This window comes from Providencia sp. PROV174, assembly GCF_028480685.1.
Classification (GTDB): domain Bacteria; phylum Pseudomonadota; class Gammaproteobacteria; order Enterobacterales; family Enterobacteriaceae; genus Providencia; species Providencia rettgeri.
Map to the genome: position 1 here is coordinate 128,812 of NZ_JAMPOT010000023.1, position 20,269 is coordinate 149,080.

Genomic DNA, 20,269 nt, shown 5'->3' on the forward strand with positions numbered 1-20,269 from the left:
TGCGTTAATTTTTCACTACAGACTTCGGATTTAAATTACCAATATGGCCACTTTCCGTTCCAACTGCAGGGTCAATAACGACATTTATCAAGGTTGGATGACCCGATGTTAAACCTGCCTTCAAGGCTTCCTGTATCTCTGCTGGCGTTGTTGCTTGATAACCAATGCCACCAAAAGCCTCGATCATTTTGTCATAACGCGCTCCACCCATTAAAACTGTAGGGGAAGGGTCTTGGTCACCATGGAGATTTACGCCATCACCACGGTAAATCCCACCATTATTGAAAATCAAAATAGTGACAGGCAATTTGTAACGACAAATCGTTTCAATTTCCATACCACTAAAGCCGAATGCACTATCGCCTTCAATCGCTACAACAGGCTTACCACTGGTTACAGCTGCACCAACTGCATAGCCCATTCCAACGCCCATTACGCCCCAGGTTCCACAATCTAAGCGTTTACGTGGTTGGTACATATCAATAATATTTCGTCCGTTATCAAGCGTGTTAGCACCTTCATTAACGACATAAACATCTTGGTGATCGACCAGCACATCGCGGATTGCGCGTAAGGCGTTAAAGTAATTCATAGGAGAAGTGTCAGTGTTTAACTTAGCTGCCATTTTCTCGACATTAATTTTCTTGTGCTCATCAATACTAGCGAGCCATTCCGTTGGAGATTTAACGGGGATTGATTTGAGCCCTGCCAATAAAGACTCGATACTTGAGTAAATATCACCAACAACAGGTGCGATTATTGGGCGGTTACTATCAATTTCAGAAGGTTCAATATCTAACTGAATGAATTGAGTTTCTGGTGACCAGTGTTTACCTTTACCATGATCAAGCAACCAATTAAGGCGAGCTCCCATTAACACCACAACATCCGCACTGGATAAGGCATATGAGCGAGCAGATGCCGCTGACTGAGGATGCGTATCTGGTAACAGCCCTTTTGCCATTGACATCGGTAAATAAGGGATGCCCGTCGTTTCAATAAATTGACGAATATTGTCATCCGCTTGAGCATAAGCGGCGCCTTTACCCAAAATAATTAATGGCCGCTTAGCTGAGGCGAGCAGCTTAAGGGCTTTATTCACTGAATCGGGTGATGGAATTTGTCTTGGCGCAGGGTCTTCTACTGTAAAAATGGTTTTATCCGCCGCGTCTTTATCCATCACGGCAGACAACACTTCCGTTGTTAAATCAAGATAAACTCCACCTGGACGGCCTGATACCGAAGCGCGGATTGCTCGCGCGAGTGCGATACCAAGGTCTTCGGGTTTATTCACACGGTAAGACGCTTTTACAAAGGGTTTTGCCGTGTTCATTTGGTCTAATTCTTCGTAATCACCCTGCTGCAAATCAATTATCGCTCTGTCGCTCGAACCACTGATTTGAATCATTGGAAAACCGTTGGTGGTTGCATTAGCCAGCGCCACCATACCATTTAAAAAACCTGGCGCCGAAACCGTTAAGCAGATACCCGGTTTTTGGGTGATAAAACCACTAATTGCAGCCGCATTACCCGCGGATTGTTCATGGCGAAATCCAATATAGCGAATACCTTCAGCTTGTGCATGCCTTGCCATGTCAGTCACTGGAATTCCAACAACACCGTAGATTGTATCAATGCCATTTTTTTTAAGCGCATCGACAATAATATGCATACCATCAGTCAGGTTTTGGGTTTGATCAGCAGACATGTCTACCTCATAATTAACTGATTAAAAGATTAAAGGGAGTGATAAGTCACTCCCCATTTTTAAAATTAGATCGCTTTGTTCGCGCGCATTGCTGCAATTTCATCTGCGCTATAACCTAATTCAGTTAGGACTTGATCTGTGTGCTCACCCAACAATGGCGCGCTTTTGATATCAGGTGTAAATGAGGAGAATTTCATCGGGCAACCCACCGTCAAGTAAGTCCCGCGTTTTGGCTGTTCAACTTCAACAATACTTCCGCTCTTACGCAGCGATTGGTCTCGTGCAATTTCACGCATACTGAGTACAGGGGCGCAAGGTACACCATATTTACTCAAATATTCGACCGCTTCATGTTTATCTTTATCTGCTAAGAATTTTTCAATTTCAGCAAAAATATCAAAGATATGAGGTTGACGAGCCTTTGGTGTATTGTAAGCAGGGTCAGTTGCCCATTCAGGCTTACCAATAGCGACACAGGTTTGCTCCCAGTCCTGTTCTTGGATAGTAAAATAAATATAAGCATTTGGGTCAGTTTCCCAGCCTTTACATTTTAAAATCCAACCTGGCTGGCCGCCGCCACCAGCATTACCGCCACGAGGAACAGCATCACCAAACGTACCATTTGGATATTGCGGGTATTCTTCAAGGTAGCCAATTTTCTCTAATCGTTGCTGGTCACGAAGTTTGACTCGGCACAAGTTGAGTACAGCATCTTGCATCGACATAGTCACTCGCTGACCTTTGCCTGTTTTCTCGCGGTGTAATAGCGCTGCAAGTAAGCCTATGAGCAAGTGCATACCCGTATTGCTATCACCTAACGCTGCGGCACTCACTAATGGTGGGCCATCCCAAAAACCTGTCGTGGAGGCAGCACCACCTGCGGCTTGGGCAACGTTCTCGTAGGCTTTAACATCGGCATAAGGAGAGTCTTCATCAAAACCTTTGATGGAACCGAAAATCAAACGAGGATTTAATTCTTGAATGTGTTCCCAAGTGAAACCCATATGGTCAATTGCACCTGGATGAAAGTTCTCAACGAGGACGTCGGCTTGCTTAATCAGCCGCTCCATCACCTCTTTACCTTCTGGTGTTTTAGTATTTAATTCTACTGAGCGCTTATTACTATTAAGCATTGTGAAATACAGCGCATCCACATCAGGAATATCCCTTAATTGATTGCGCGTGACATCTCCAACTCCCGGACGTTCAATCTTAATAACATCCGCGCCGAACCACGCTAACATTTGAGTACAAGATGGCCCTGATTGTACACCGGTGAAATCCAGTACTTTAATACCTTGTAAAGGAAGATCCATGTGTTACCTCTTTATTTAGCTGTCGTAAAAGGAATGTAAGACGGTTCAATTATTTAGCTGCGTTAAAAAGATATTTATATATATGATGGTTTTTATATTTATTACTAACTACATGACTATTTTTATTAAATAATATCACCAATGTCCAGTAATTAATTCCATTAATATATGTAAACCATAACATTCTTAAAACAACTCAACGCCAGCATATTAATTCAACTTAAACTTGCAATTAGAAACAAAATATCGAATTAATCAATAACGCCCATTTAAGATAGCTATTTATTGATCTAATATCAATATTCAATAGCTATTCACAAAGAAATAACAATTATAAAAATAGTTTATTATCAATAAGTTGAATGGTTAGCATCTTTTTTTCACATAAAATAAAAACGAATAAATGTTTATTTGTTTATTCTTGGTTTAAAAATAATGTAAATTATACGCGAAATAAGAGCATCCATATTTGATGAGTGTTTTTATTAATCTTATTTTGATTAACTATAATGATAATAAATCGTAAACAGGTCATCTAATAAATATATCTAATTTTCTTTCTTTCAAATAAATTGAATGTTTATATTTTTTAGATATAAAAAACCCACAAATAACATTAGTCATTTGTGGGTTTGATAACAACAATAATAATAAAACTTAGTTTTTCTCTTGTTGCTGTTTTTGCTGTTTTTCTTTTTCCAAAAGCTGGCGGTACCACAATGGATGGTGCTTTCTAGCCCAACCACGAGTCACCCAACCTTCAACCATCGCACGCACTGAACCTTTTACCCAAATCGCGGCATAAGCGTGGACCACAATCATAATGATCAGCGCAATCGCAGAGAGCGAGTGAATAAGAATCGCTGCGCGATAAACAGGGATTGGGAAGTAATCTGCGAAATAAGGACGCCACATAATCACTCCCGTGACCACCAGCGCTAATAAGCAAATAGTCACCACCCAATACACCCCTTTTTGACCGAGGTTATATTGGCCGACATCACCAGCTTCTTCGTTTTTCAGCACCTTACCGATATTTTTTGCCCACTTGATATCTTCTTTATTAATGAAGTTATGGTGGAAATAGCGGAAGAACATAAATACGAACAGAAAGAACATCGCCGTACCCACAAATGGATGCAAAATTCGCGACAGTTGTGGCGTGCCTAAAATGTTCATAAACCAGTTGAGGGATGGGAAAAAGAACCCAAGCCCACTGATTGCAGTGAACAAGAAGCAAATCACAACCGCCCAGTGATTGATCCTTTCAATCGGTTTATGGCGGATAATTTTGTCGTTATCATCTGGCATCATTTCTGATCCTCCCCTTCTTTTGATTTCGAAGTGTCAGATGACATTGCATTATGCAAATCTTCTAAAGCCTCTTCTTCATCTTTTTTGGAGACGCGGTTCGGACCAATACCCACATAGTGGAAGATGGCCGCCGCAAATGTCGCAGCAAAACCAACCGCTGCTAACGGCTTCCAGATACCTTTCCAGAAAGTAACGGTAGGACTGATTGTCGGGTTTTCCGGCAATCCGTGATACAACTGCGGTTTATCTGCATGGTGTAAAACGTACATCACGTGCGTACCACCAACCCCTTCAGGGTCATATAAACCTGCGTTTGCATAACCACGGGTTTTCAGCTCTTCAACACGCTCACCTGCCATGTTAATCATGTCTTCTTTGCTACCAAAATGGATAGCGCCGGTTGGACACGTTTTCACACACGCAGGCTCTTGACCAACTTCAACACGGTCAACACACAGCGTACATTTGTAGGCGCGGTTATCTTCTGGGTTGATGCGCGGTACATCAAACGGGCAACCCGCAATACAATAGCCACAACCAATACAATGTTCCGATTGGAAATCAACGATACCGTTTTTGTACTGTACTATCGCGCCTTCCGAAGGGCATGCCTTCAAACAGCCTGGGTCAGCACAGTGCATACAGCCATCTTTACGGATCAGCCATTCAAATTTATCGTTCTCTTCCACTTCAGAGAAGCGCATTACCGTCCATGATTTAGCGGTTAAATCGGTTGGGTTATCATATACCCCAACGTTAGTCCCGATTTTGTCACGGATATCGTTCCATTCGGAACACGCGACCTGACAAGCTTTACAGCCGATACAGGTCGTCACATCGATAAGCTTTGCAACTTCTTCCTTATAGTCCCGCACCTGAGGTGCGGGAGTCAGGGAATTGGTGGCAGAGCGACGAATAATGTCCTGAGATTGCATTGACATAATTTATCTCCTTACACCTTTTCCACATTGACAAGGAACGATTTAAATTCCGGTGTCTGAGTATTCGCATCACCCACATACGGCGTTAACGTGTTAGCAATAAAGCCTTTCACCGCCAAGCCTTCAAAGCCCCAGTGAATAGGGATACCGATGGTATCGATATCTTTACCCGCCACTTTCAGCGTATGAATACGTTTGGTCACCACAGCTTTCGCTTTGATATAACCGCGTTTAGAGCTGACTTTCACCGTATCACCTTGTTTGATACCTTTTTCATTCGCCAGACGTTCACCAATTTCAATGAACTGTTGCGGCTGAATGATGGCATTTAACAAGGCATGCTTTGTCCAATAGTGGAAATGTTCAGTCAAGCGATAAGTCGTTCCAACATAAGGGAATTCTGTCGCTTTACCCATTTGCGCCCAGTCATCTTTAAACACACGAGCTGCAGGGTTTGATACGACTTTTGGATGTAATGGGTTGGTATCCAACGGCGTTTCAATTGGTTCGTAGTGCTCTGGGAATGGGCCTTCAGCCATTTTATCCAGTGCGAATAGACGTCCCATACCTTCTGGCTGCATGATAAACGGACCAACACCACTTCCCGGTGCGGCATTGCTATAGTCAGGAATATCCATCCCTATCCACTTGCTGCCATCCCACTCAAGGATTTGACGTTTCGGATCCCAAGGTTTACCCATTGGGTCTGCTGATGCACGGTTATAAATCACACGGCGGTTCAGAGGCCACGCCCATGCCCAACCTAATGTGTTCCCCAGACCCGTTGGGTCAGAGTTATCACGGTTAGCCATTTGGTTGCCTTTTGGCGTCCAACTACCTGCAAATATCCAGCAGCCACTCGCAGTGGTACCGTCATCACGTAACTGGGCAAACGAGCTCAGCAGTTCGCCTTTTTTCACCAGAACGTTGCCATCAGCGTCTTTCAAGTCAACTAAAGCATAACCATTGTTTTCTTGAGCGACTTCTTCTGGCGTTGGATTATCTCGGTCGAAGTAATTCCAAGTCATACTTAGAACTTGTTCAGGTACCGCACCGCCTTCAGAGGCATACAGTTGACGTAGACGATGGAAAATACCAGACAGAATTTCACCATCACTGATCGCTTCACCTGGGGCATCCGCACCTTTCCAGTGCCACTGCAACCAACGTGCCGAGTTAACAATCGAACCATTTTCTTCAGCAAAACAGCAAGATGGCAGGCGGAATACCGTAGTTTGGATTTCTTCCGGATTCACATCATTCATTTCGCCGTGATTTTGCCAGAAATTCGACGTTTCCGTATTCAGTGGGTCAACGGTAATCAAAAATTTCAGTTTTGACAGCGACTTAACGACTTTGTTTTTATTCGGGAATGACGCTAATGGGTTAAAGCCTTGGCAGATATAGCCGTTAACTTCCCCTTTATCCATCATCTCAAAATAGCGCAATACATCGTAACCTTGATCCCATTTAGGTAATAAATCAAAACCCCAATTATTTTCTTTCTGCGCTTTATCTCCGTAGAAAGTCTTCATCAAACTGACAAAGAATTTCGGGTAGTTACCCCAATAGTTAACTTGACCCTCAACCGTTGCTTTTGGCGTGTTTGCAGCTAAGTAACTTTCTAATGTGGTTTGTTTGTCTGATGGTAAGGTTAAATAACCCGGTAAGCTTTGCGACAGTAAACCTAAGTCAGTTAAACCTTGGATATTGGAGTGACCACGCAGTGCGTTTACACCACCGCCTAACATCCCCATATTACCCAGCAGTAATTGGATCATCGCCATGGTACGAATATTTTGCGCACCCACGGTGTGTTGAGTCCAACCTAATGCATATAAGAACGATGCTGTTTTATCTTTAGCACTCGTTTCTGCAAGGTACTCACAGACTTGCAAGAAATCTTTAATTGGCGTACCACAGATGTTATTCACCACTTCAGGTGTATAACGGCTGACGTGTTCTTTTAATAGATTTAACACACAACGTGGGTGTTTTAGAGTTGGATCGCGCAGCGCAAGGCCGTTTTCATCCATCTCATAGTTCCACGTGGTTTTGTCGTATTGACGTTTTTCTTCGTCATAACCTGTAAACAGGCCGTCATCAAAACCATAATCTTCACGAATAACTAAACTGGCGTTGGTGTACGCTTCCACGTATTCACGCTGAATTTTTTCATTATCCAGTAAGTATTTGATAACACCTGATAAAAACGCGATATCTGTACCAGAACGGATAGGCGTGTAAAAATCCGCCACTGCCGCAGTACGGGTAAAGCGTGGGTCAATAACAATTAATTTGGCTTTATTATGGATTTTAGCTTCCATCGCCCAGCGGAAACCGACTGGATGCGCTTCTGCCGCATTACCACCCATAACGACAACTAGGTTTGCATTTTTAATGTCAACCCAGTGGTTGGTCATCGCACCGCGACCAAATGTTGGAGCAAGACTTGCTACCGTTGGTCCGTGTCAGACACGCGCTTGGTTATCAACGGCAAGCATGCCGAGAGCGCGGGTGAATTTTTGTGTTACAAAGCCGCTTTCGTTACTTCCCGCCGATGCGCAAAGCATACCGGTGGTTAGCCAACGGTTAACCGTCACACCGTCTTTATTTTTCTCAATAAAGTTCGCATCGCGGTCTTCTTTCATTAACTTAGCGATACGATCAAATGCGTCGTTCCAAGTGATACGCTTCCACTCATTAGTCCCCGGCTCACGTACTTCAGGGTATTTCAAGCGGCTTTCACTGTGGATGAAATCGATAAGTCCAGCACCTTTCGGACAAAGTGCACCACGGTTTACCGGATGATCCGGGTCCCCTTCAATATGGAAAATGCTCTCTTTTGCATTTTTCGCGCCATCACCGAGGCTGTACATTAACAGCCCACAGCCGACAGAACAGTAGGTACAGGTATTTCTGGTCTCTTTCGCACGCAGTAATTTATACTGGCGCGTTGACGCTAACGCGGTGGCGGGTGCAAAACCCAAGGCCGCTGCCGTCGTACCTGCCATACCGCCAGCGCAGATCTTAAAGAACTGCCTTCTGCTGACTTGCATGGGGATCTCCTCATTTACATTGCTCATGTTTACCTAACGCCAATCGCGATAATCAGGTAAACTGTTTTTATTCAACGTCTTCCTTACGTCCCAGGTTCATTGCCCGGCAAATGGTGTAAATTCTTTTTACCCATAATTAATATTATGTATCATTAATGCTAGGAATTCATCTAATGTATGAAACAAATACTACAAATGACTCCAAATTAACCAAAATGATTGGCTTAAATCACACAACTGTGCAACAAAAAGGCAACCTGAATTTACCCGTAAATGACTATGTAGCAGAAGAATCTCCTGTCGCTTTAGTCTTCAATGGCATATCCCATGTGGTAATGATGGCAACGCCAAAAGATCTTGAGGATTTTGCAGTCGGTTTCGCACTTTCTGAAGGGATAATACAGTCAGGTGATGAAATTCGTGGAATTGATATCGTGGAAGGTTGCAACCGCGGAATTGAAGTACAGGTTGAATTATCTAGCCGTCGGTTTATGGAACTCAAAGAACGTCGCCGTAATTTAGCAGGGCGTACGGGCTGTGGTATTTGTGGCACTGAACAACTCGATGAAATTTTCAAACCGATCGCCCCCTTACCTTTCACCCAAACCTTCTCTCTCTCGCACCTCGATAATGCATTACATGAATTGAAAAAAGTGCAAGAAATTGGCGCACTGACCGGTTGTACCCATGCCGCCGCATGGATTTCACCAGAAGGGCAATTAGTCGGTGGATGTGAAGATGTCGGCCGTCATGTGGCACTTGATAAACTGTTAGGCATGAAACATCGTAACCAATGGCAACACGGCGCAGTACTGGTTTCCAGCCGTGCCAGTTACGAGATGGTACAAAAAGTCGCCAGTTGCGGTGCAGAAATTCTATTTGCTGTTTCCGCCGCTACCGCGCTCGCTATCGAGGTAGCAGAGAAAGCCAACTTGACGCTAGTCGGCTTTTGCCGTCAAGGTAAAGCGACGGTGTTTACCCATCCGAGTCGGGTAAGGGATTAACTTTCCAACTGAAGATAATCATTTTAGATTAAGAGAAGTCAGAATAGCTTAATAGCGAATTAAGGCAGGAAAAATGAAGGGGACTACCGATAAAACAAACCTACACGGTATGACGTGTAGGTTTTAGATGATACCGTATTACTTCCCAATACAAAAACTTGAAAAAATACGGCCTAATAAATCATCAGAGGTAAATTCACCGGTAATTTCGCTGAGTTCTAACTGAGCTAAACGTAATTCTTCCGCTAATAACTCACCGGAGCGAGCATTCACTAACTGGTCATAGCCCTGTTCTAAGTGAACAGCGGCTGCATTCAGTGCTTGTAAATGGCGACTACGAGCAAGGAAACCACCTTCTGTATTGCTATTAAAGCCTATGGTTTCTTTCAGGTGATCGCGCAGCAAATCGATGCCTTTTTCCTCGCGTGCAGATAAACGAATTAACGGATAACGCGTATCATTGATGAATTCCACCGGTTCGCCTGTCATATCTGCTTTATTACGAATTACGGTGACCGGAAGTTCATCAGGTAAGCGCGCCATAAATTCAGGCCAAATCTCTTGTGGCTCCGAGGCATTGGTTGTGGTGCTATCAACCATAAACAGCACATGGTCCGCTTGTTCAATCTCTTTCCATGCACGCTCAATACCAATTCGCTCAACTTCATCACTGGCTTCGCGTAGGCCTGCGGTATCAATGATATGCAATGGCATACCATCAATATGAATATGTTCACGTAATACATCACGCGTCGTTCCCGCGATATCCGTGACAATCGCAGCCTCACGTCCCGCCAATGCATTTAGCAAGCTCGATTTTCCTGCATTTGGGCGCCCTGCAATTACCACTTTCATTCCTTCACGCAATAAACTACCTTGGCGCGCTTGGGAGCGAACTTGTTCTAAATCTGCCACGACTTCGTTGAGTTTAGCTTCAATTTTCCCGTCAGACAGGAAGTCAATTTCTTCATCTGGGAAATCGATAGCTGCTTCCACATAGATGCGCAAGTGAGTGAGTGCTTCCACCAATTGGTGAATATGAGAAGAAAATGCGCCCTGTAAAGAATTCATCGCTGAACGCGCTGCTTGTTCAGAACTCGCATCAATCAAATCGGCGATTGCTTCCGCTTGGGCTAAATCGAGCTTATCGTTTAAAAATGCCCGCTCAGAAAACTCACCCGGATTGGCAATACGAATACCATCAATCGTCAATATTCTTCTGAGTAATAAATCAAGAATGACTGGGCCACCGTGTCCTTGTAATTCAAGCACATCTTCACCCGTAAATGAATTTGGGCCAGGAAAATAAAGAGCGATGCCTTGGTCAAGAACAGAACCATCCTCATCACGAAATGGCAAGTAATCCGCATAACGTGGTTTAGGAAGTTTTCCTAGCACGATTTCAGCAACTTGTGCCGCTTTCGGGCCAGATACACGTAAAATACCGACACCACCACGACCGGGAGGTGTTGCCTGTGCGACGATAGTATCGTTGATTTGCATGATGTTTCTCTGTCATTCCTATAAAAAATTAAGGCGGTCATTAAATGGCCGCCTTAATATTATATCGATAGCTGAGCAGAAGGCTCACCTAAAATTCAATTTATTTCTTTTCTTTCTTATCGCGACTATGTAGACCACGTTTTTCCAGACCACGGTAAATCACTTGTTGCTGGATGATGGTGACTAAGTTACTCACGATATAATACAGAACCAGACCTGATGGGAACCACAGGAAGAAGATAGTGAACACGACTGGCATGTACGTCATAATCTTCTGCTGCATTGGGTCAGTCACAGCGGTAGGTGACATTTTCTGAATCACAAACATCGTCACACCCATCAGTACTGGCAGGATGTAGTACGGGTCTTGTGCAGACAAGTCTTGTATCCAACCAAAGAACGGTGCGTGACGCAGTTCAACAGAACCCATCAACATGTAGTAAAGTGCAAGGAAGATAGGCATTTGAATCAGCAGAGGTAAACAACCACCCAGTGGGTTTACTTTTTCTGCTTTATACATCGCCATCATTTCTTGGCTCATACGTTGTTTATCATCACCAATACGCTCACGCATTGCAGCCAGTTTAGGTTGCAGTAAACGCATTTTCGCCATCGAGGTGTACTGTGCTTTAGTCAGCGGGTACATAATACCACGAACGATAAAGGTGATAACGATGATGGCAATACCCCAGTTACCCACAAAACCGTGAATGAATTTCAGCAGTTTAAACAGTGGCTGAGAGATAAACCATAACCAACCATAATCAACGGTTAAGTCTAAATGTGGTGCAACTGCAGCCATTTCAGACTGAATTTCAGGACCAACCCATAACGTTGATGAATAAGTACCTGCACCATTAGCTGCAATGGTCATTGGTTCACTTTTATAACCAATAATGGCAGACTTTTTATCAAGGTCAATGGTGTAGAAAGTACTCTTTTCCGCACTTGCCGGGATCCACGCCGTTGCAAAATACTGTTGCAACATCGCTACCCAGCCACCTTTGGTGGTTAAGTCGAGGTTTTTATCTTCGATGTCACCAAAGCTATATTTTTTATAGTTGTTTTCATCAGAAGAATACGCCGCACCACGATAGGTATGCAGAGCAAAATTGCTGCTGCCAGTGTCACGCTCTTTAGGTAACTCGATAGTTTGTTTTAACTGACCGAAGAAAGCGAGACTCAGTGGTTGAGCGGTTGGGTTTTGAATACTGTATTCAACTTCAACAGTATATTGGCCACGTTTAACAATGTACGTTTTCTGATACACAACACCGTTGTTATCAGTAAATGTCATTGGTACGCGCAAGACGTCTTGGCCTTTCTCTAATGTGAAAGTTGTAGAATCTGCGCTATACAGCGGACGTTCGCCATTATTATTTGCTGGGTTGTCTGGACCATGAAGACCAATCAAACCACTCTGTGCCTGGTAGACAAAGCCTGGATTAGTTTCCAGTAAACGGAAAGGGCTTTCCGAATGAAGGGTCGCAGGATAGGCTAACAGGTCAGCCTCATCGATATCACCACCACGAGTATTGATGCGAATATCCAGTACATCAGTTTTGACTGTGATGAGCTTACCTTGCCCACTGCCAGTTACGGCTTGAGCATCACTGCTTGGCATATCCGCTTGTTGCGAAGTTTGAACAGTTTTAACGTCCTGAGCAACTTTATCGCTCTCCCAGGCCTGCCAAACTAAGAACGACACGAACAACAAAGCGATGAGTAGAAGATTGCGTTGCGAATCCATCGTTATAATTCTCTATTATCATCAGTTTTTCTAGGTGGGACAGGATCATCTCCACCAGCGTGTAAAGGGTGGCATTTTAATACGCGTTTCGCCGTTAACCAACTCCCTTTTAGCATACCAAACCTGCGCAATGCCTCAATTCCGTAATTTGAACAAGTAGGATTGAAGCGACAACGAGGCCCTAACAACGGGCTAATTGCCAGTTGGTAGCCTCTGATCAGCATGATCAGGATTTTTGAGCCAAGCGACGGTGACGACGCCATAACTTATCCAATGCTTCCGTGATCTGTTGATTGTCGAGATTAGCGACCCCTTTCCTTACCAATACCACAAAGTCCATTGAAGGCAACTCATGTTGATGCAGACGAAAATATTCACGCGCTAACCGCTTAATGCGATTTCGCTCATGGGCTCGTTTGACATTTTTTTTGGCGATAGTAAGACCGATGCGGGGATGCCCCAGCTCGTTTAGGCGACCAAGGATTGTTATCTCTGGGGAACTCGCCCTCTGCGGCTGCTTAAAGACATTATCGAAATGCCTGGGAGTTAACAAACGTAACTCCCGGGTAAAAGCGAGCGTAACCACTTGAATAGAGGGCTAGCTTTATTACTTAGATGAAACGGTCAGACGAGCGCGGCCTTTAGCACGACGGCGAGCCAGAACCTGACGACCATTTTTAGTGGCCATACGAGCACGGAAACCGTGTGAACGGTTGCGCTTCAGTACGGACGGTTGAAAAGTGCGTTTCATAACGATTTCTACCTAACTTTTAAATTTATTACTGATTCAGTAAACGCGTTGGCAACCAGTGGAAACTGATTTACACCTGTGCCTCTATCGCAACAATATAGAAAGAGGCAGGATTGTAATAAAACATAGGGGGTCACGTCAATGAAATGACGCAATCAAACCACTTTTATTTATAGCCTGGCTGACCGGTTTGCCGACATATGTTGTGACAGCCGACGAATGATTACATTCGCATACTGGCTGAAAACCTGTTTTTGCCCCGCTCCACCTAACATTAACGTTAAAATAAAGCGATATAGCCCAACAAGTTTACCTCAGTTTCGTGTAAAAATCACATCTGTACTGTACACAGGGAGGAAGATTATACGGACTCCGACCCAAAGCGCAAGGATCTTCAAGAGATCTAAAAATATTTTTTGATCATACAGAATATTTACTGTAAATCGTCTAAAGTTATCCCCAGCATGTGGAAAAATGACGATAAATTTAGGTAGCCCAGTCTATTTCTTCTTTATAAGAGGGGGCCTTATCACATTTACCTGTGGATAAAAAGCATAAAAACTGTGTAAAAGAATGGAGATCTCTGACTAATTTTGCGGTATGATCGCTGGTCTATTTCTGATCCATCGATCGGTAATATGCAGTAAGTAAGCGTTAATCTAAAATATTTTTGGGTCATAGCACTAAGAATGAGCCCGAGAAACTCTTTGTTTACATCCGTACTTCTTGTTCCATTGACCTTGTTTAGGGGAGTCCAACGTGTCACTTTCGCTTTGGCAGCAATGTCTTGCCCGATTGCAGGATGAACTACCTGCCACAGAATTCAGTATGTGGATACGACCCCTTCAAGCTGAATTAAACGACAATACGCTGGCACTTTATGCCCCAAATCGTTTCGTTCTCGACTGGGTTAGAGACAAGTACATCAATAATATTAATGAATTATTGAATGACTTTTGTGGAACTGACGCGCCTGCACTACACTTTGAGGTAGGCAACAAACCGATTACAGTCGCACCGGCAGCAACACAAGCACGTACAACTCAACAAGTACCTGCGTTTGCCGTTCCGTCAGCCCCAATTAAACCGAGTTGGGACAACTCAGCCAAAGTACAACCAGAGGTTGCTTATCGTTCTAATGTAAACCCTAAGCACACTTTTGATAACTTTGTTGAAGGTAAATCGAACCAATTGGCTCGCGCCGCAGCGAGGCAAGTGGCAGAAAATCCAGGTGGTGCCTACAACCCATTGTTTCTTTATGGTGGAACGGGTCTAGGTAAAACCCACTTATTACATGCTGTCGGCAATAGTATTATGCAGCATAAAGCCAACGCTCGCGTGGTTTATATGCACTCTGAACGTTTTGTTCAAGATATGGTCAAAGCTCTACAGAACAACGCGATTGAAGAATTCAAACGTTATTACCGTTCTGTAGATGCACTGCTCATTGATGATATCCAGTTTTTTGCTAACAAAGAGCGCTCGCAAGAAGAATTTTTCCATACTTTTAATGCGCTACTAGAAGGCAATCAGCAAATTATTTTGACCTCTGACCGTTACCCAAAAGAGATTAACGGGGTGGAAGATCGCTTAAAATCGCGTTTTGGTTGGGGTCTAACCGTTGCAATCGAACCACCAGAGTTAGAAACTCGCGTGGCGATTTTAATGAAAAAAGCAGATGAAAATGAGATTCAACTTCCGGGTGAAGTGGCCTTTTTCATCGCCAAACGCCTTCGCTCGAACGTTCGTGAGTTAGAAGGGGCGTTAAATCGTGTGATTGCCAACGCAAACTTTACTGGCCGCGCGATTACTATCGATTTTGTCAGAGAAGCACTGCGTGACCTATTAGCACTACAAGAAAAGCTGGTAACTATTGATAATATTCAAAAAACAGTTGCTGAATATTATAAAATTAAGGTTGCAGATTTACTGTCTAAGCGTCGTTCCCGTTCTGTCGCACGTCCGCGTCAGATGGCAATGGCACTGGCAAAAGAGCTGACTAACCATAGTTTACCTGAAATCGGGGATGCCTTTGGCGGCCGTGACCATACCACGGTGTTACATGCTTGCCGTAAAATTGAACAATTACGGGAAGAAAGCCATGACATCAAAGAAGATTTTTCTAATTTAATCAGAACATTATCATCTTAATTGCTATGAAATTTACAATAGAACGCGAGCAGTTATTAAAACCGTTACAACAGGTTAGTGGTCCTTTAGGTGGGCGTCCAACTCTGCCTATTTTAGGTAACCTTTTATTACAGGTAAAAGAAGGCACCCTCCAACTCACTGGGACCGACCTTGAAATGGAGATGATGGCCAATGTTGCCCTAACAGGGGAGCACGAAATTGGTGCAACCACCGTGCCCGCACGCAAATTTTTTGATATCTGGCGTGGGTTACCTGAAGGTTCTGAAATTCATGTAGAGCTGAATGATGACAGACTGCTCGTCCGTTCTGGGCGTAGCCGCTTTTCATTATCCACGTTGCCAGCCGCTGACTTTCCAAACTTGGATGACTGGCAAAGTGAAGTGGAGTTTTCTCTTCCGCAATCAATACTGAAACGTTTAATTGAAGCCACTCAGTTTTCAATGGCGCACCAAGATGTCCGTTATTACCTTAACGGTATGCTATTTGAAACCGAAGACCAAATGCTCAGAACCGTTTCCACTGATGGTCACAGGCTTGCCGTGTGTGCAATGGATATTGGTCAATCGCTACCCTCTCATTCAGTGATAGTGCCTCGTAAAGGGGTAATTGAGTTAATGCGCTTGTTAGATGGTGGTGATACCCCTCTACAACTGCAAATCGGCAGTAATAATATTCGTGCTCACGTTGGGGATTTTATCTTTACCTCTAAATTGGTTGATGGCCGTTTCCCTGATTACCGCCGAGTACTACCGAAAAATCCAAACAAAACCTTAGAAGCACGCTGTGATTTACTCAAGCAAGCCTTTTCTCGTGCTGCAATTTTATCGAATGAGAAATTCCGCGGTGTGCGTTTATATTTCAGCGAAAACCAACTGCGTATTACTGCCAATAACCCAGAACAAGAAGAAGCTGAAGAAATTGTTGATGTTAGCTATCAAGGTACTGAGATGGAAATTGGCTTTAACGTCAGCTACATCTTAGATGTCTTAAATGCACTAAAAAGTGAAAATGTGCAACTTCTGTTAACCGATGCCGTTTCCAGTGTGCAGATTGAAGATGCTGATAGCAAAGCAGCGGTGTATGTTGTCATGCCAATGCGTTTGTAATCGGTATTTATGATCCTTTCGCGTTTATTGATCCGTGATTTTCGAAATATTGAAAACGCGGATCTCTCCCTTGCTAATGGGTTCAATTTTTTAATTGGCCCCAATGGGAGCGGTAAAACCAGTATATTGGAAGCCATATATACACTCGGCCATGGTCGTGCATTTCGCAGTATTCAAGCGAACCGGGTTATTCGTCATGAGCAAGAGCAATTCATTCTTCATGGTAAACTTAGTCATTTAGATGAACAGCGAAACGACCTTTCACTAGGTTTAAGCAAAAACCGTGATGGTGACAGTAAAGTTCGAATAGACGGTACTGATGGCCATAAAATTGCAGAGCTAGCAAAATTATTGCCAATGCAACTGATTACCCCTGAAGGGTTTACTTTGCTAAATGGCGGTCCTAAATATCGACGTGCTTTTATTGATTGGGGTTGTTTTCACAATGACCCGCTGTTTTTTTCAGTATGGTCAGATTTAAAACGGTTATTAAAACAACGCAATGCCGCTTTACGGCAAGTTACGCGTTATGAGCAAATTCGTCATTGGGATAAACAACTGGCACCGCTTTCAGAGCAAATAAGCCAATGGCGCCATGACTATATTGCAGGTATTGCCGAAAATATCGAGCAAACTTGCCAACAATTTTTACCCGAATTTTCACTCTCAGTATCCTTTCAACGCGGTTGGGATAAAGAAATTGATTATTCAGAACAATTAGAGCGCCAATTTGAGCGTGATAGAGCGCTAACCTATACCGCTTCAGGGCCACATAAAGCTGATTTGCGTATTCGAGCAAATGGAACACCTGTTGAAGATATGCTTTCACGGGGTCAATTAAAGCTACTTATGTGTGCATTAAGATTAGCGCAGGGTGAGTTTTTCACCCATCAGAGCGGGCAACAATGCCTGTATCTACTGGATGATTTTGCTTCTGAACTTGATGCAGGCCGTCGCCAATTACTGGCAGCCCGCCTCAAAGCTACACAAGCACAAGTGTTTGTCAGTGCCATTACACCTGAGCAAGTTAATGATATGATAGATGCAAATAGCAAGATGTTTAGTGTAGAACATGGCAAAATAGAAGTTCAACCTCAGGAATAGAAAGAGCAGGAAACGTTGATGTCGAATACATATGACTCCTCAAGTATCAAGGTATTAAAAGGACTGGATGCGGTGCGTAAGCGCCCGGGCATGTATATCGGTGATACAGACGATGGAACAGGTCTTCATCACATGGTTTTCGAGGTTGTCGACAACGCTATCGACGAAGCCCTCGCAGGCTTTTGTGATGATATCGTGATCACTATCCATGCCGATAACTCTATCTCCGTACAGGATGATGGACGTGGTATCCCTACAGGTATCCACGAAGAAGAAGGCGTCTCTGCCGCAGAGGTTATCATGACCGTTCTGCACGCAGGCGGAAAATTTGATGACAACTCCTATAAAGTCTCCGGTGGTTTACACGGTGTTGGGGTTTCAGTTGTTAACGCCTTATCTGAAAAATTAGAATTAGTTATCCGTCGCGACGGCAAAGTCCACGAACAAATCTACAAACACGGTGAGCCTCAAGGGCCTCTGACTGTTGTCGGTGAAACTGACCAAACAGGAACACGCGTTCGTTTTTGGCCAAGCATGGACACCTTTAAAGGTGTGACTGAGTTTGAATATGACATCTTAGCAAAACGTTTACGTGAGTTATCGTTCCTAAACTCAGGTGTTTCGATTAAGCTCGTCGATAAACGCGATGGCAAAGAAGACCATTTCCATTATGAAGGCGGTATCAAAGCCTTTGTTGAGTATTTAAGCCGTAATAAAACCCCTATCCACCCTTCTGTCTTTTATTTTTCAACTGAAAAAGACGGTATTGGCGTTGAAGTTTCAATGCAGTGGAATGATGGGTTCCAAGAAAATGTATACTGCTTCACCAATAACATTCCTCAGCGCGATGGAGGTACTCACCTCGCAGGTTTCCGTGCAGCAATGACACGCACATTGAATAACTACATGGAAAAAGAAGGTTATCAGAAGAAAAGCAAAGTCAACGCAACCGGTGACGATGCTCGTGAAGGCCTGATTGCAGTTATTTCAGTAAAAGTTCCCGATCCTAAATTCTCATCACAAACCAAAGAAAAATTGGTCTCTTCCGAAGTGAAAACTGCGGTTGAAACGATGATGAACGAAAAACTAGTTGAATATTTACTGGAAAACCCGAACGACGCAAAAATCGTTGTGGGTAAAATCATTGATGCCGCGCGCGCACGTGAAGCGGCACGTAAAGCTCGCGAAATGACTCGTCGTAAAGGCGCATTAGATTTAGCTGGCTTGCCAGGTAAACTGGCTGACTGCCAAGAACGTGACCCTGCGCTATCTGAACTGTACCTTGTGGAAGGGGACTCCGCGGGCGGCTCTGCAAAACAAGGCCGTAACCGTAAGAACCAAGCCATTTTGCCACTAAAAGGTAAAATTCTAAACGTAGAAAAAGCGCGTTTCGATAAAATGCTGTCTTCACAAGAAGTAGCAACCCTGATTACGGCTTTAGGCTGTGGTATTGGTCGAGATGAATACAACCCTGACAAACTGCGTTATCACAGTATCATTATCATGACGGATGCTGACGTCGATGGTTCGCACATTCGTACGTTACTATTGACCTTCTTCTATCGCCAAATGCCTGAAATCGTTGAACGTGGTCATATCTTTATTGCTCAACCACCACTGTATAAAGTGAAACGTGGTAAACAAGAGCAGTACATTAAAGATGACGATGCGATGGACGATTACCTGATTTCTATCGCCCTTGATGGCGCGGAACTGCATTTAAGTGCCGAAGCCCCAGCCATGAAAGGTGAAGAACTCGAAAAACTGGTTGTCGAATATAATGCCGCACATCGTATTATTCGTCGCCTTGAGCGCCTTTACCCTCAAGCCCTACTTAATAGCCTGGTTTATCAGTCAACCTTGACTGAAGATGATTTAAAAACCAGTGAAAAAGTAGAGGAATGGGCTAAAACGCTGGTTAAGCGCTTAGAAGATAACGAACAATTCGGTAGCACTTATAGCTATACGATTAACGAAAACCGTGAACGTCAGTTATTCGAGCCAACGATCCGCATTCGCACCCATGGTGTTGATACCGACTATAACCTCGATTTTGACTTTGTTCATGGCAGCGAATACCGCCGTATCACTCATTTAGGCGACTTAATCAGCGGCTTAATTGAAGAAGGTGCTTATATCAAGCGCGGTGAACGTCGCCAAGATATCAGTAATTTTGAAGAAGCTCTGGCTTGGTTAACACGTGAGTCTCGTCGTGGCCTATACGTACAGCGTTATAAAGGTCTTGGTGAAATGAACCCAGAACAACTTTGGGAAACCACCATGAACCCAGAAACGCGTCGTATGATGCGTGTAACGGTGAAAGATGCGATTGCGACAGACTTACTATTCACCACGTTAATGGGTGATGCTGTTGAGCCACGTCGCGCATTTATCGAAGAAAATGCCTTAAAAGCAGCGAATATTGATATCTAATTATTCAGCTAACTAAATAGTGTTTAATAACCCCATCCGAAAGTTTGGGGTTATTTTTTTGATTTTTTCTATAATTATTATCTTATTTTCACGATTTAATTAAACCAATAATAAAAAAACAAAAAAACT

General features: G+C 43.6%; 15 protein-coding genes. 5 read left to right on the forward strand and 10 right to left on the reverse strand.

Annotated features, from left to right (window positions below; genetic code table 11):
* Positions 1 to 4 precede the first annotated feature (4 nt).
* The 5 genes from oxc to fdnG form a co-directional block, all read right to left on the reverse strand.
* Positions 5 to 1,708, reverse strand: a complete 1,704-nt coding sequence (gene oxc, locus PSE60_RS18430) for an oxalyl-CoA decarboxylase (protein WP_272666387.1) — start codon at positions 1,706 to 1,708, stop codon at positions 5 to 7.
* Between the two features lie 65 nt (positions 1,709 to 1,773).
* Positions 1,774 to 3,024 (reverse strand): formyl-CoA transferase, encoded by a 1,251-nt coding sequence (frc, locus tag PSE60_RS18435; RefSeq protein ID WP_004264573.1) that lies wholly within the window; start codon positions 3,022 to 3,024, stop codon positions 1,774 to 1,776.
* Between the two features lie 657 nt (positions 3,025 to 3,681).
* Positions 3,682 to 4,338, reverse strand: coding sequence for a formate dehydrogenase cytochrome b556 subunit (gene fdoI, locus PSE60_RS18440; protein ID WP_272666388.1), 657 nt, complete (start codon positions 4,336 to 4,338; stop codon positions 3,682 to 3,684).
* Positions 4,335 to 5,279, reverse strand: coding sequence for a formate dehydrogenase subunit beta (gene fdxH, locus PSE60_RS18445; protein WP_004906826.1), 945 nt, complete (start codon positions 5,277 to 5,279; stop codon positions 4,335 to 4,337). The genes fdoI and fdxH overlap by 4 nt, the downstream gene beginning before the upstream one ends.
* A gap of 11 nt (positions 5,280 to 5,290) precedes the next feature.
* Positions 5,291 to 8,338, reverse strand: coding sequence for a formate dehydrogenase-N subunit alpha (gene fdnG, locus PSE60_RS18450; protein ID WP_272666389.1), 3,048 nt, complete (start codon positions 8,336 to 8,338; stop codon positions 5,291 to 5,293).
* A gap of 173 nt (positions 8,339 to 8,511) precedes the next feature.
* Between fdnG and fdhD the strand changes: the two genes are divergently transcribed.
* On the forward strand, positions 8,512 to 9,342 hold the full coding sequence (fdhD, locus tag PSE60_RS18455) for a formate dehydrogenase accessory sulfurtransferase FdhD (RefSeq protein WP_272666390.1): 831 nt from the start codon (positions 8,512 to 8,514) through the stop codon (positions 9,340 to 9,342).
* 138 nt (positions 9,343 to 9,480) lie between these two features.
* Here the strand turns inward: fdhD and mnmE are convergent, their stop codons facing one another.
* The 5 genes from mnmE to rpmH form a co-directional block, all read right to left on the reverse strand.
* The gene (gene mnmE / locus PSE60_RS18460; protein ID WP_272666391.1) at positions 9,481 to 10,845 is read right to left on the reverse strand and encodes a tRNA uridine-5-carboxymethylaminomethyl(34) synthesis GTPase MnmE; all 1,365 of its coding nucleotides are present in this window, start codon (positions 10,843 to 10,845) and stop codon (positions 9,481 to 9,483) included.
* 100 nt (positions 10,846 to 10,945) lie between these two features.
* Positions 10,946 to 12,595 carry a membrane protein insertase YidC gene (yidC, locus tag PSE60_RS18465; protein WP_004906225.1) on the reverse strand — a complete coding sequence of 550 codons (1,650 nt, stop codon included), beginning with the start codon at positions 12,593 to 12,595 and terminating at the stop codon, positions 10,946 to 10,948.
* A gap of 2 nt (positions 12,596 to 12,597) precedes the next feature.
* Positions 12,598 to 12,858, reverse strand: a complete 261-nt coding sequence (gene yidD / locus PSE60_RS18470) for a membrane protein insertion efficiency factor YidD (RefSeq protein WP_036959180.1) — start codon at positions 12,856 to 12,858, stop codon at positions 12,598 to 12,600.
* Positions 12,822 to 13,181 (reverse strand): ribonuclease P protein component, encoded by a 360-nt coding sequence (gene rnpA, locus PSE60_RS18475; RefSeq protein ID WP_004906229.1) that lies wholly within the window; start codon positions 13,179 to 13,181, stop codon positions 12,822 to 12,824. The genes yidD and rnpA overlap by 37 nt, the downstream gene beginning before the upstream one ends.
* Before the next feature lie 21 nt (positions 13,182 to 13,202).
* The gene (gene rpmH / locus PSE60_RS18480) at positions 13,203 to 13,346 is read right to left on the reverse strand and encodes a 50S ribosomal protein L34 (protein ID WP_004906236.1); all 144 of its coding nucleotides are present in this window, start codon (positions 13,344 to 13,346) and stop codon (positions 13,203 to 13,205) included.
* A gap of 759 nt (positions 13,347 to 14,105) precedes the next feature.
* Here rpmH and dnaA point away from each other — a divergent pair.
* From dnaA to gyrB, 4 genes are read left to right on the forward strand one after another with little or no spacing between them, the layout of a single operon-like run.
* Entirely contained in the window at positions 14,106 to 15,497 is a 1,392-nt protein-coding gene (gene dnaA / locus PSE60_RS18485) for a chromosomal replication initiator protein DnaA (protein WP_109912543.1), read from the forward strand.
* A 5-nt stretch (positions 15,498 to 15,502) separates the two neighbouring features.
* The gene (gene dnaN, locus PSE60_RS18490; protein WP_004906806.1) at positions 15,503 to 16,603 is read left to right on the forward strand and encodes a DNA polymerase III subunit beta; all 1,101 of its coding nucleotides are present in this window, start codon (positions 15,503 to 15,505) and stop codon (positions 16,601 to 16,603) included.
* Positions 16,604 to 16,612: 9 nt separating this feature from the next.
* On the forward strand, positions 16,613 to 17,707 hold the full coding sequence (gene recF / locus PSE60_RS18495; protein ID WP_198642105.1) for a DNA replication/repair protein RecF: 1,095 nt from the start codon (positions 16,613 to 16,615) through the stop codon (positions 17,705 to 17,707).
* A gap of 18 nt (positions 17,708 to 17,725) precedes the next feature.
* Positions 17,726 to 20,140: a DNA topoisomerase (ATP-hydrolyzing) subunit B gene (gene gyrB, locus PSE60_RS18500; protein WP_210839148.1), complete on the forward strand. Its 2,415-nt coding sequence runs from the start codon at positions 17,726 to 17,728 to the stop codon at positions 20,138 to 20,140.
* Positions 20,141 to 20,269 lie beyond the last annotated feature (129 nt).

Excerpts from the sequence above, each read along its gene's own strand:
- fdxH (WP_004906826.1), bottom strand. The coding sequence starts at position 5,279 with ATGTCAATGCAATCTCAGGACATTATTCGTCGCTCTGCCACCAATTCC.
- yidC (WP_004906225.1), bottom strand. The coding sequence starts at position 12,595 with ATGGATTCGCAACGCAATCTTCTACTCATCGCTTTGTTGTTCGTGTCG.
- oxc (WP_272666387.1), bottom strand. The coding sequence starts at position 1,708 with ATGTCTGCTGATCAAACCCAAAACCTGACTGATGGTATGCATATTATT.
- frc (WP_004264573.1), bottom strand. The coding sequence starts at position 3,024 with ATGGATCTTCCTTTACAAGGTATTAAAGTACTGGATTTCACCGGTGTA.
- yidD (WP_036959180.1), bottom strand. The coding sequence starts at position 12,858 with ATGGCGTCGTCACCGTCGCTTGGCTCAAAAATCCTGATCATGCTGATC.
- gyrB (WP_210839148.1), top strand. The coding sequence starts at position 17,726 with ATGTCGAATACATATGACTCCTCAAGTATCAAGGTATTAAAAGGACTG.
- fdoI (WP_272666388.1), bottom strand. The coding sequence starts at position 4,338 with ATGATGCCAGATGATAACGACAAAATTATCCGCCATAAACCGATTGAA.
- recF (WP_198642105.1), top strand. The coding sequence starts at position 16,613 with ATGATCCTTTCGCGTTTATTGATCCGTGATTTTCGAAATATTGAAAAC.
- rpmH (WP_004906236.1), bottom strand. The coding sequence starts at position 13,346 with ATGAAACGCACTTTTCAACCGTCCGTACTGAAGCGCAACCGTTCACAC.
- mnmE (WP_272666391.1), bottom strand. The coding sequence starts at position 10,845 with ATGCAAATCAACGATACTATCGTCGCACAGGCAACACCTCCCGGTCGT.
- fdhD (WP_272666390.1), top strand. The coding sequence starts at position 8,512 with ATGTATGAAACAAATACTACAAATGACTCCAAATTAACCAAAATGATT.
- dnaN (WP_004906806.1), top strand. The coding sequence starts at position 15,503 with ATGAAATTTACAATAGAACGCGAGCAGTTATTAAAACCGTTACAACAG.